This window comes from Bifidobacterium platyrrhinorum, from assembly GCF_010667645.1.
Lineage (GTDB): Bacteria > Actinomycetota > Actinomycetes > Actinomycetales > Bifidobacteriaceae > Bifidobacterium > Bifidobacterium platyrrhinorum.
Genome location: NZ_WHZV01000002.1, coordinates 42,490 through 54,823, shown reverse-complemented (window position 1 = coordinate 54,823; position 12,334 = coordinate 42,490). Strand labels below are relative to the sequence as shown.

10 protein-coding genes are annotated in these 12,334 nt (G+C 57.8%); 8 read left to right on the top strand and 2 right to left on the bottom strand.

The annotated features are described in order from the left end of the window. Nucleotides 1–123: 123 nt before the first annotated feature. Nucleotides 124–1,383: a nucleotide sugar dehydrogenase gene (locus GFD21_RS03605; protein WP_163196587.1), complete on the top strand. Its 1,260-nt coding sequence runs from the start codon at nt 124–126 to the stop codon at nt 1,381–1,383. Nucleotides 1,384–1,607: 224 nt separating this feature from the next. Next, nucleotides 1,608–2,093: a hypothetical protein gene (locus GFD21_RS03600; RefSeq protein ID WP_163196586.1), complete on the top strand. Its 486-nt coding sequence runs from the start codon at nt 1,608–1,610 to the stop codon at nt 2,091–2,093. 20 nt (nt 2,094–2,113) lie between these two features. Here GFD21_RS03600 and GFD21_RS03595 read toward each other — a convergent pair whose 3' ends face one another. Beyond that, on the bottom strand, nt 2,114–3,337 hold the full coding sequence (locus GFD21_RS03595) for an ATP-binding protein (protein ID WP_163196585.1): 1,224 nt from the start codon (nt 3,335–3,337) through the stop codon (nt 2,114–2,116). 320 nt (nt 3,338–3,657) lie between these two features. Between GFD21_RS03595 and GFD21_RS03590 the strand changes: the two genes are divergently transcribed. The 5 genes from GFD21_RS03590 (at nt 3,658) to GFD21_RS03570 (ending at nt 9,113) form a co-directional block, all read left to right on the top strand. Next, the gene (locus GFD21_RS03590; protein ID WP_163196584.1) at nt 3,658–4,998 is read left to right on the top strand and encodes a glycosyltransferase family 2 protein; all 1,341 of its coding nucleotides are present in this window, start codon (nt 3,658–3,660) and stop codon (nt 4,996–4,998) included. A gap of 152 nt (nt 4,999–5,150) precedes the next feature. Continuing rightward, nucleotides 5,151–6,536, top strand: a complete 1,386-nt coding sequence (locus GFD21_RS03585; RefSeq protein ID WP_163196583.1) for an RNA-binding domain-containing protein — start codon at nt 5,151–5,153, stop codon at nt 6,534–6,536. A gap of 156 nt (nt 6,537–6,692) precedes the next feature. After that, nucleotides 6,693–7,661, top strand: a complete 969-nt coding sequence (locus GFD21_RS03580; RefSeq protein ID WP_163196582.1) for a hypothetical protein — start codon at nt 6,693–6,695, stop codon at nt 7,659–7,661. A gap of 695 nt (nt 7,662–8,356) precedes the next feature. Continuing rightward, nucleotides 8,357–8,617, top strand: a complete 261-nt coding sequence (locus GFD21_RS03575; RefSeq protein ID WP_163196581.1) for a type II toxin-antitoxin system TacA family antitoxin — start codon at nt 8,357–8,359, stop codon at nt 8,615–8,617. A gap of 7 nt (nt 8,618–8,624) precedes the next feature. Beyond that, on the top strand, nt 8,625–9,113 hold the full coding sequence (locus GFD21_RS03570) for an N-acetyltransferase (protein ID WP_163196580.1): 489 nt from the start codon (nt 8,625–8,627) through the stop codon (nt 9,111–9,113). 107 nt (nt 9,114–9,220) lie between these two features. Here the strand turns inward: GFD21_RS03570 and glf are convergent, their stop codons facing one another. After that, entirely contained in the window at nt 9,221–10,408 is a 1,188-nt protein-coding gene (gene glf / locus GFD21_RS03565) for a UDP-galactopyranose mutase (protein ID WP_163196579.1), read from the bottom strand. 202 nt (nt 10,409–10,610) lie between these two features. On the opposite strand from glf, the gene GFD21_RS03560 reads away from it, so the two are divergent. Beyond that, nucleotides 10,611–12,293: an RNA-binding domain-containing protein gene (locus GFD21_RS03560; RefSeq protein WP_163196578.1), complete on the top strand. Its 1,683-nt coding sequence runs from the start codon at nt 10,611–10,613 to the stop codon at nt 12,291–12,293. Nucleotides 12,294–12,334: the final 41 nt, after the last annotated feature.

Sequence of the window (12,334 nt, the reverse complement as noted above, 5' to 3'; positions counted from 1 at the left end):
TCATCCCGCTCCGCCCGCCACCGCTACAATGGCTGGTGGTTGTTCAAACGGCCCATGGACCATGCGCAAGACCATGCGCAAACGGCCTGTAGGCCACGCAAGGCCCGTGGAAGGGAGCACGCCGTGAAGGTTGCGGTTGCTGGTACTGGTTATGTCGGTCTGTCGGTGGCGTTGCTGTTGTCGCAGCACAACGAGGTGCACGCGCTGGACATCGTGCCCGAAAAGGTCGAACTGCTCAACAACGGCAAAAGCCCGATCGTGGACCGCGAGATCACCGCGTTCCTCGACGGCGACGCAAGCGGCGAACGCCCGCTGAACTTCCAGGCCACGCTCGACCCGGAACAGGCGTACACGGGCGCCGACTACGCGGTCGTCGCCACGCCCACGAACTACGATCCGAAGAAGAACTACTTCGACACCTCCAGCGTCGAAGCCGCCATCGAAGCGATCCGCAAGTACGACAAGACCGCGTGGATCGTCATCAAGTCCACGATCCCGGTCGGCTACACGCGGCAGATCCGCGAACGCTTCGACGACCGTCGCATCCTGTTCTCCCCCGAGTTCCTGCGCGAGGGCCACGCCCTGTACGACAACCTGCACCCCAGCCGCATCGTCGTCGGCGCCCCGCAGGACGACCCCGAGGCCGTCGAGGCGGCCCGCACGTTCGTCGGCCTGCTCGCCGGCGGCGCCGACCCGGCCGAGCAGACCCGCACGAACCCGGACGGATCCACCGGCATCCCCGAACTCGTGGTCGGCACCACCGAGGCCGAGGCCATCAAACTGTTCGCGAACACGTACCTCGCGCTGCGCGTCGCCTACTTCAACGAACTCGACACATACGCGGAAAGCCGCGGCTTGAACACGCGCGAGATCATCAAGGGCGTCTGCTACGACCCGCGCATCCGCGACGACTACAACAACCCCAGCTTCGGCTACGGCGGCTACTGCCTGCCGAAGGACACCAAGCAGCTGCTCGCCAACTACGACAAGGTCCCGCAGAACCTCATCGAGGCGATCGTCGACTCCAACACCACACGCAAGGACTTCATCGCCGACGAGATCCTCCAGCGCGTCGACGCCGCCCGCACGGCCGGCAAGGCGCGCCCGGTGGTCGGCGTGTACCGTCTGACCATGAAGTCCGGCTCCGACAACTTCCGCCAGTCCGCCATCCAAGGCGTGATGAAGCGCATCAAGGCGAAGGGAGTGGACGTGATCGTCTACGAGCCCACGCTCGACGCGCCCGACTTCTTCGGCAGCCCCGTCACCCACGACCTCGCCGCGTTCAAGCGCGACGCCGACGTGATCATCTCCAACCGCTGGAACGCCGACCTCGCCGACGCCAGCGACAAGGTCTACACCCGCGACCTCTTCCGCAGGGACTGAACCGGCGCTGAACCGGCGCTGAACCGGGACCGAGCCGGCCAGCGCCACTCCCGTCTCACCGTTTCGCGCGGTTTTCGGTCACTCGTCCCCGATCCGGTTGCGTGGCGGCGCCGCTTGGGTATACTCGCTTGGGTTTGCCCGCGGACCGGCGGCCGATGCCGCGAAGCGCATGCACCACGTCGGAACGTTACGGGCGATTGATACGCGAGACGAAGGAGTGCCTTATGGAAGAGAAGAACACGCAGAACACCCAGCCCGAGAACGTCACCGCCCAGCAGCCGCAGAAGAAGTCGAAGAAGGGACTCGTCATCGGCATCATCGCGGCGGTCGTGGTGGTCGCCATCACGGTCGCGGCGTTCATGCTGACGGTCGGCGGCAAGGCTTCGGCCGAGTCGGTGGAGAACTGCCGGACGCAGCTCACCGCGCTCAAGGTGCATCAGGACGCGCTGAAGACCACGCAGGAGGAAGCGGCCACGGCGTCGAAGCTCAAGGGCGTGAAGGATGCCTCCCTGCTCGACGACCTCAAGTCCGCACAGGCCGACGTCGACAAGCTGGGCGACGCGCCCACCTGCCCGGCGAACGGTTCCCAGAAGGACGTGGACGCCGCCATCGACGCCATCCGCCAGTACTCCGACGACCTGCGTTCCGCCACCAGCGGCCTCGACGCCGCCGCCAAGGCCGTCATCGCCTCCACCAGCGCCGAGGAGTGAGCGGAGCGCCCCGCAGCGAATCATTCACACAGCCAGTCGACCACATTCACGATGCGGACCCCCTCGGACGTGACACCGCCTCCGAATCTGTCGAGCGTCAGGACGATCCGAGGGAATGCATCGTCCAAATCACGCAACGGCTGGAGTTCGCGTTCACGGGTACGCTCATCGGTCATGTTCAACGTGACTTGAATGTAGAGTTTCTCCGCGTTCCGCCGGGCGACGAAATCGATCTCGCCACCCGGCATCGTGCCGATCGTCACGGCGTATCCGCGGCGCCGCAATTCCATGAACACGATGCCTTCCAGTTGGGCACCCAGATCGGCCCCGTTGAACCCGTTGGCAAGATTACGAAAGCCGTTGTCGACGGGATAATACTTGCGTTGCGGGCGCAACAGTTCCTTGCCCCTGATCCTCGACTGTTCGCACCCGTAGATGATGAACGCCTTCTCCAAGGCATCGATCTGATTGTCGACGGTCGCATACGTCACGTTCATACCGACGTTTCGCAGCACTTTGACCACGTTGTTCGTGGAGAACAGGTTGCCCGACGTGGAGAACAGGTACCGGCTGAGCTTCTCCAATACGGAAAGGTCGCGGATGGCGTAGCGGGTGGCCACGTCCTTGACCACTACGGATTCGTAGATGGCCCCCAGGATCTCATCCGCCTTGCCTTGATCCGGGTCGCCGGAGACGTACAGGCCCGGCATTCCCCCGAACATCATGTACCTGGCGAACAGTTGGTCCCGAGACGTTCCCGCATTTTGTTTTTCCGCATGCAAAGCATATTCACGGAATGACAACGGGTAGACGGGGATCGTCACGTAACGACCGGTCAGATACGTGGCAAGCTCACCGGACAGCAGATATGCATTGGACCCCGTGATATACACATCCGTGTCTTCCCGGGTATGCAGGCGACGGACAACCCCTTCCCACCCGGACACTTCCTGAATCTCATCGAGGAATACATAGAACATACCCGGATCGGCTTGCGCAACGGCTTCCTGCAATTCCCGGTACAATGCCTCGGCGGAATAGTCGAGTGGAATATCGAAGGAGTCGAATCGTCTTGTGAACACGTTACGCCTGGGAACACCGTCGGCGATCAACGTCTCCGCGTAATGCGACAGCAGCGTGCTCTTGCCGCATCGGCGCACACCCGTAAGCACCTTGATCTCAGGTGTACCTCGATGTTCAAGCAACACATCGGCCAATTGTTCTCTTACGATATAATTCGACATCATTTCCACCTCTAATTTCTAGTATAGAAGAAATCAGAGCTTTTTTGTATGCAGATTTATAGTTACCAATAAATAAACACAAGACAGAGCAGACGCAATCGGACATAGCCCCAATCGCCCGCATACGGACGGGATTGTGTGAAGAATCGCGGCGGCTCCCATGTAACGTCCAGCCGACGCGTGCCATACTGGAGCCGGCCTCCCAGCGGAGCACCGCATGGGAATGAGAACACGGATCGCGACCGGACGGCAGTCAGCGCCGGCGCGAGCGACAGGCGCCCGCAAGGGCGCCATGACAAGGAACCAGGTATCGGAATCATATGCTGCTGACCACGCCGCCGAATACGCCGAAGATCACGCCGCTTGTTTCGATCATCGTGCCGGTGCACAACGCCGAGCGGTACGTGCGGTATTGCGTCGACTCGATTCTGCGCCAGTCGTACACGAATCTGGAGATCCTTCTCGTGGACCGCGGATCGGACGATATGACGCCGGCGATCCTGAACGAATACGCGTCGCGCGACGACCGCGTGCGCACGACGCGCCTGCCGTCGCGCGATGGCGTCACCCCCGGCGCCGGCCCCGAGGCCGCCGTCTCCGCGCGCAACGCCGGCCTCGACGCGGCGCACGGCACGTATCTCGCGTTCGCCGATCAGCATGACATCCTCGACCGCCGCAACATCGAACTGCTGCTGCACGCGTTGATCCGCACCGGCGCCGACATGGCCAAGGCGAGGTCGAAGCGATTCGGCGTGTCCACGATCTACGACGTGGCCGAGCAGGCGGCGGAAGGCGCCAAGGAGCCGGATTCGGTGACGCTGTTCACGAATCCGCTGGAAGCGTACGAGACCGTGTTCTGCAAAGCGATGCGGCTGACCGGCGACCAGCTGGGACGCAACACCGAGGCCCGCTATCTCGGCGACGAGCATTGGTGCCGCCTCTACCGGCGCGAGACGTGGGACGGCATACGGTTCCCGGAATTGGAGGCGGAGGTGGATCCGGAGGAAGCCATGGGAGACCATGCCTCCGCAGCCGCATCCGTAGACGAGGCCGAGGTCGACGCCATGGTCGCGGGCGAACTGTACGCGCGCATGGACAAGATCGCGGACATCGACGTGATCCTCTACCACCGGTTGGTCGGTGTCGGCGTTGCCGAGAGTGGCAACCGCGGTAATGACGATGACACCGACACTGCTGATCAACAGGCCACAGTCCATCAGGACAGCCTCGCATTCGCGTTCCATCACGCCCGCGCAACCGCCGCCGCACGTGATTTTCGACTCAGCATGGACCGCGGCATCCTGCCCGAGCGCAGCTATGCCCTGATGACCAACGCGCTCCGCGACGAAGAGGCGGTCCTGAATCTTCGCGAGAACGGCTCCGATGACGGCATGGACGGGCAGCGGGATGCGCAAGGAGAAATGTCGCAGGATCAGTCGCAGGACCGGCATGCGCTGCAGGACCGGGACGGCCAACAGGACCGGCAGCAGGACCGGCAGCGACAGTTGCAGAACGAAGCGACCTACCAAGCCGACCGGCGCATGGCGGACGAGCTCATCGCCCGCCTCTCCCCCGCCGAACGCATGCGTTGCACCGGCGCCCGACAGCTCCGCCGCTTCGAACGCCACGTGCGCGACGCCGCCATCCGCGCCATGCGGTGACAAGCGCAAGAGACGGACGCATGAGCAGCCGCGGCCCAACATCAACAGCCGTCAGAACACCCCGATGATTGACCTCATTATCTGATAGTATCTTCTACTATCAGATAGTAGAAGATACTATCAGATAATTTCGCCCGATATCGGAGGAATCGATGATCAACCACCGCGAGGATGCGCAAACGGAGTTCAAGCGCGATTGGACCGACGGAGCAAAACGCTCAGCCGTGGCATTCGCCAATTCCGACGGGGGCACCATCTATCTTGGAATCGAAGACGACGGGACCATCGTCGGCGTGCCTAATCCCGATGAATCCATGCGGCGCGCGACACAGGCAATTTCCGATGGGATCAAACCCGACCCGATGAGCTTCGTTTCAGTGGACACGGAAACCGCATCCGGGCATTCAATCGTCGTCGTACATATTCAACGCGGCACCAATCGCCCGTATTACCTGGCAGATAAAGGAATCCGACCGGCAGGTGTGTACATTCGTTCCGGAGCGGCGTCCATTCCAGCCTCCGAATCCGCGATAGTGGACATGATCAGAACCACCGCAGGAGGCTCCTTCGAAGATGCTCTATCACTGGATCAGAACCTGACGTTCACGTTCGTGCAGCGTGTGTTCGCCGACAATGATCTGGCATTCACACCATCCTCGCAACGCACCTTAGGCATGGTGAATCCCAACGAAACGTACACCAACCTCGCATGGCTGCTTTCGGATCAGTGCACGTCGTCCATCAAAGCGGCCGTATTCGCCGACGCGGGCAAAGAGACATTCCTCAATCGACAGGAGTTCTCCGGTTCACTGCTGGCACAGCTCGATCAACTGACGGAATTCATCAACCGCCACAATGCCATCCGATCCCGCACCGGGAGCGACATGAGACGAATCGACACCTACGATTATTCGCCAACGGTATTGCGTGAAGTGGTACTGAATATGATCGTCCACCGCGATTACGGTCTTTCAGGCCCGGCGTTGGTCAGCATATTCGATGACCACATGGAGTTCCTGAATCTGGGCGGACTGCCGGGCAATTTCACCCGTGACGATATGATGAACGGCATCTCGTCGCAGCGCAATCCGAAACTGGTAAACGTGTTTTACCGCCTGAAGTTGGTGGAAGCCTACGGCACCGGCATCCGAAGGATTATAAGCGATTACCGCGGCGATTCCCGACAACCACAGTTCGATATCAGCGACCATTCGTTCAAGGTCGTCCTGCCACGGCATACCACAGATGACGATATGGATTCGGCGGCCTCATCAGCCGAATCCTCCTTGCCGAATCGGTCACCGTCCATAACAAATACAGGACGCAATACGCAGGAGGGCGGCAATCTTCTTCTCAATGAAAGGCAACGTCTGATTCTCGATTACGCCATACAGCATGGCTCGGTGACGCGGCGCCAGGCGCAGCAGATCATCGGCATGTCACCGGCGATGGCATCCAGCATCATCAGGGAGCTTGTAGGCGCGGGAATGCTGACACGAAAAGGCCAGGGGCCTGCTACAACATATTTGCCAATGTGACCGATTCACGGAATGATGTAACACCAAAACATCGCCACATTCTTTGCATATAAGATATGTGTGGCGATGACAGTTGAGATTATTCATAAATGTATTCACTAAGATACGGAACAGCAATATCTCACATGAACAGGAAATCAAGAGAGGATCGTTCATTTGCACGCGATTGTTGACATTCTGATTATCGCCCTATCCGCAATAGCACTAAAAGCATTCTTTCTGTTAGTAAAGCGAAAAGATGACAATCCAATCATCAACTCATACATACCCATTCAGGATATAGCAGCTGGCTCTGGATCGGGATTCTTTCGTTTTACGATTCTTCGATTAATACCTCCCTGCATAGTTTTTATTGGGGAGACAGCACTGCTAAAACGATTTGAAACAAACAATGTGAACACATTGCCAATGTTACTCACCACAGTGACGCTATTTGTATTCCCTACCTACATCGCCGCCCTCAGGAAAGCTTTTACCTTTAAAGAGCGAGTGATTTCTCTCATAATGATTATCACCTACTTTGCAGCGGCTATCCTTATATGGGGCTTGTCATCGATATTCGATTTCTCCATCCTCGCGCCATCAAATCTGCAATCTTTCATTGACAATATATGGGCAACAATAATTGCCGCACTGATTGTCGTCTCTTTCTTTGAATTGTTAAGAAACGATCCCGCACAAAAGAATCAAGACATTGATAATTATAATTATCGAGTATTCTCATTGGTTGAACACAGAATTAGAATATTAGGTCCAAAATATTTTAAAATAATCAATGACGCCGCAAAGAAGTATAACGCTTCCCAATCCTTATTAAAAGCGATTATTATCTACGAGGACCTAAATAGACCTGCTATTGTACGGAAACTAGAGAATATTCTAGTCTTACTACCCGGGGCAAAAATGACAGTCGGTATCGCACAAGTGGAAGCCACAATCCCTCTGAGTGACGAAATGAGCATTTATAAGGCCGCTCAGCAGCTCTCTCTAACCCATGAAGCCGATTTAGAGAACACCATCACCGCTATTCGTCGATACAATCCCTCCGAAAAATACATAAACTCCGTATTGCAAATACAGTCAATCGTATCGAAATTAGATTCACCCCATTCCAACTTAGCCTGACCGCACATCTCAAAAATCAACACCAAGACGAGGATGGATATTAAATCAGAAATATGTATCTATGACATTGATCCATCTAAATCATAGGATCACATACCGGGAGTATGTCGCAAGCCGCAAAATTAAAACAAATAAAGAACGGATTTACTGGAGACGGAATAACCAAATTTCAAGGGCAACCCAACCCGCCGGACAACACGAAAGGCACCAAACCATCCGCAGGTCAACCCAAAGCCCACCGCACCCCAAACCACCGTTATTCGGATGCAAGACATACGGCCATGCTCGCCTGCTCAAACTTATGTCCGAGGATGACCAATACAACAAATACAACCAAAAACTCAAAAACCACCTCACAGGATGACAGTCTCGACGCTACTGGCATTTCTATGCTTCCAGCATCATCCTGTTCCACGTCGGCCGTGGACGGATTCAATAAGATGAATGCGACCGTCTCCTTGCTATCGCTTCACACACGTCAACCCACACCGGAAACGTCCATCATCACTGATCGCCGCCGACTTGTCTGCATACGTTATCCACACCATTCAGCCTCAAACTCGCACGCTCCCGCTACGCAATAGTCGCGACATCATTTTTCTCAATGTACGACATCCGTCAAAACCATGACTCTGACACACCCCACTCCGATATGTCCGTACATTTACCGTACAATATGACGTATGAGCACAGCAATGCAGAACAAGGACAGCCGCTTTGAGATGCGCCTGAACCAGGAGCAGCGCTCCCGTTTGGACGCAGCCGCGGAATCCAAGGGACTGAGCACGTCTCAATGGGCGTTGTCCAATCTGTTGGCAGCCGCCGACCGGGATATCCGGGAGGCCCACATCCTGCGACTGAGCCATGATTCCTGGGAGGAATTCTCCTCCGCCTTGGATGAGCCGATGCCGCCGGCCCTAATCGACCTGCTGAGAAGCGAACCGATCTGGAAGTGAGCGCGCAGTGACCGATTTCACCGCACCACGCAAACTCACCAACGACGACATCGTCGAAGGCTTCGATTGCGGACTGCCTGTCGTCAACGATTGGCTGCACCGCCACATCACCACCGCCCGCAAACAGGGCACTGCCGTCGCCTACGGCACGTTCACGGGCGGCACGCTGGCCGGCTTCTACACGCTAAGCGCCTTCAGCATGGAACATGCGGACGCTTCAGGCTGGCTGCGCCGCAATACCCCCGACCCGATTCCCGTCATCCTGTTGGGCATGCTCGGCGTAGACGTGCGATTCCAGACCATGCATCTCGGCGGACAACTACTCAGGGACGCCGTGCTGCGCGCGCTCGGAGCCGCGGACATCATCGGCGCGCGTGCACTCGTGGTCGAACCCGCCACGGATCGTGCCGCAACGTTCTACGAACATTATGGATTCCGGCACATCACCGGCAGCCAGTTGATGTTCACGCCGCTGAACCTCAAGCCCGTGCGGTAAACGGGAAAAAACAAAGGTGGTCTGGTGGCGATGGGCCGCGTCATACACGCGGCCCATCGCCACCAGACCACCTTTTATATGTGCAGGTGCGTGTGGCCTGAGGTTAGTTACTTGTTGAGCAACGGGGCGACTTGGGTTTCGTAGGCGGTGAGGGCGGTGTCGATGACCTGGTGCATGTCGTAGTACTTGTACGTGCCGAGACGCCCGCCGAACACGGTGTTCGGCTCGGCCTTGGCCTTCGCCTCGTATTGGGCGTACAGTTTCCTGTCCTCGTCCGTGTTGATCGGGTAGTACGGCTCGTCACCGCGCTCGGCGAACCGGCTGTACTCCTCCCACACCACGGTCCTGTCCGGGTTCTGGGAGTCGCGGCGTTCCGGGTTGAAGTTCTTGAACTCGATGGCACGCGTGTAAGGCACGTCCGCGTCGGAGAAGTTCATGACCGGGCAGCCGAAATGGTCGCCCTCGTCGTAGCGGACCTCCTTGAAGTCCACGGTCCGCCACTTCAAATCCCCCAGCTCGTAGCCGAAGTACCGGTCGATCGGCCCCGTGTACACCACCGGCACGCCCGCCTCCTTGAGCGCCTTCTTGTTGTACGGCTGCGCCTCGTCGAAGAAGTCCACGCCCAATCCGACGGTGATCCTCGGATCGTCGATCATACGCTCCATCCACTTCGTGTACCCGTCCCTGGGCAGGCCCTCCCACGTGTCACGGAAGTACCGGTTGTCATAGTTGAACCTGACCGGCAGGCGCTTGATGATCGACGCGGGCAACTCCGAGGGGTCGGTCTGCCACTGCTTGCCCGTGTAGTTCTTGATGAACGCCTCGTACAGGGGACGGCCGATCAGCTGGATGCCCTTGTCGTTCAGATTCTGCGGATCAGTGCCCGCCAATTCGCCCGCCTGCTGTTCGATCACGGCCTTCGCCTCGGCCGGCGTGTACGCCGCACGGAAGAACTGGTTGATCGTGCCCAGGTTGATCGGCAGCGGGTAGACGACGCCGTCATGCGTCGCGTACACGCGGTGCACATAGTCGGTGAACCCGGTGAACCGGTTCACGTACTCCCACACGCGCTTGTTGGACGTGTGGAACAAATGCGCGCCGTACCGGTGGATCTCCGCGCCCGTCTCCTCGTCGAAATACGAGTACGCGTTACCGCCGATATGACCGCGCACGTCGATGATGTGCACGCGCGCGCCCGTATGCTCCACCGCCTGCTGCGCCACCGTCAAACCAAACAGGCCCGCACCCACAACCACCAAATCCGGATACTTGTTCTCCAGCGTATTATCCACCATGGCTTCAAACCTTTCACCGTCCATGTGCGTTTTGTCGCATCCCATCCTACCGGCCACCCCGCCGAAATCTCACACGCCCTGCGCCGCCCGGCAAATAGAGAAAATCCAAGAATCTTATCAAATGAAAAGATCAATCTCTTCATATGATAAGATTCTTGAAGAGATCGACTGACCATGACGTTTGCACCGGCAAGGAGTCGTAATGCATCTACCCAGCAAGGAATCCCTTCATGTCGAATTCAAGAGCGAACGCTCGGGACCAATCGACGATTCGACAATCATCAACAATGTGGTCGCATTTGCGAACACGCGAGGAGGAACACTCTATCTCGGCGTCGAGGATGACGGCCGCGTGACCGGCGTGAGCCCACAGCACCGCAACATCAGCCAGTTGGCCGCATTCGTATTCAACAACACGGTTCCACCCACCCCGGTGCGCCCCTCGGTCCTGAATGTGGACGGGCATAGCGTCGTCGCCATCACCGTGGACGAGTCATCACAGTTGACATGCACGAAAAGCGGACGAGTCATTCATCGCGTGTTGAAGGCGGACGGCGAGCCGGAAATCATCACCATGTACCCGTACGAATTCATATCACGCCTCTCGAGCATCAAGCAATACGATTACAGTGCGCAACCAGCCCCCGGTGCCTCACTAGACGACCTCGACCCTCGAGCACGCGACCTGTTGAGGGAGGGCATCGCGCGAACCCACGCAGACGATCAATTGCTCTCCCTCACCGACGCCGACTTCGACGGGGCCATCGGGCTGACAGTGCGTGATATTCGTACCGGAGCGGCGATGCCAACCATCGCGGGCATAGTGACCATCGGCACGCAACATGCATTGCGGCAACGAGCCCCCTCGGCAACAGCGACATTCCAAGTTATGCGCGACGGCAAACCGGTAACCGACGAGACTCTGCGATTGCCGCTGGTGACGATGCTCCCACGCATAGAGGAGTTGCTGACTCCTTGGAACAAGCAGACCGAAGTCATGCTTGGCTTACACCACGCCAATTACGATGACATCGACCGCGATGCGTTCCGAGAAGCCATGATCAACGCATTCTGCCATCGCGACTACACAATCCTGGGCCCCGTGCGATTCCAGCTGGATGAGACCGGACTGACGATTGCAAACCCCGGAGGATTCATGCGGGGAGTCAGTCTCGGCAATCTGCTTACCACGTCGCCTACGCCCAGAAACCAGCAACTCGCCGACATACTCAAACGCTGCGGGTACGTTGAACGCACCGGTCGCGGCATCGACCGCATCTTCGCAAGGACGGTGGCGGCGGGACGTCCATTGCCGGATTACTCCCAATCCACACCAGAAGCAGTCGTACTGCTTCTGCGCACCACCGCAGTCGATGAACATTTCATCCGTACCGTTAACGCCCTGACCGACAAGCGGCAATCGCCTTTGCCGATAGAGAGTCTCATTGTCCTGGCCGCGCTCAGACAGTATGGAGCATTGCGGTCGGAAGACATCAGAGCGAGAACCAGCCTCGACCAAGAACGCGTAAGTGTGGCCATAAGCGATTTGGAGACGTTACACGCCATCGAAAAACAAGAGAAAACCTATTCGATGATCGGCTCCGGGACCAGCATCCAAGCCGATGAGACGCCCGCCGCGACAGGATTCCCACAATGGAATCCTCGCCGATCCTCCCGGCAGGTCGTTCAGAATGTCATGAACTATATGCGCGAAAAATCCTCAAAGGAAGGCACCCGGTCGAACGGCGTTTCCGTGACCCAAATCGCGGATCATCTCGGCGTAAGCTATGCAACCGCATCGCGCCTGCTCAAACGCATGCTTGCCGATGGACTCATCTCACATCAAGGAGCCGCCCGCAAATCGCGCTACTACCTCAATAAATGACTCAGAATTAATCAATAAACGCAATACAAAAGAAAGAAGTA

Bases quoted from the DNA above. Each gene is read 5' to 3' on its own strand.
- GFD21_RS03575 (WP_163196581.1), top strand. From the start codon at position 8,357: ATGCAGAACAAGGACAGCCGCTTTGAGATGCGCCTGAACCAGGAGCAG.
- GFD21_RS03585 (WP_163196583.1), top strand. From the start codon at position 5,151: ATGATCAACCACCGCGAGGATGCGCAAACGGAGTTCAAGCGCGATTGG.
- glf (WP_163196579.1), bottom strand. From the start codon at position 10,408: ATGGTGGATAATACGCTGGAGAACAAGTATCCGGATTTGGTGGTTGTG.
- GFD21_RS03595 (WP_163196585.1), bottom strand. From the start codon at position 3,337: ATGTCGAATTATATCGTAAGAGAACAATTGGCCGATGTGTTGCTTGAA.
- GFD21_RS03590 (WP_163196584.1), top strand. From the start codon at position 3,658: ATGCTGCTGACCACGCCGCCGAATACGCCGAAGATCACGCCGCTTGTT.
- GFD21_RS03560 (WP_163196578.1), top strand. From the start codon at position 10,611: ATGCATCTACCCAGCAAGGAATCCCTTCATGTCGAATTCAAGAGCGAA.
- GFD21_RS03600 (WP_163196586.1), top strand. From the start codon at position 1,608: ATGGAAGAGAAGAACACGCAGAACACCCAGCCCGAGAACGTCACCGCC.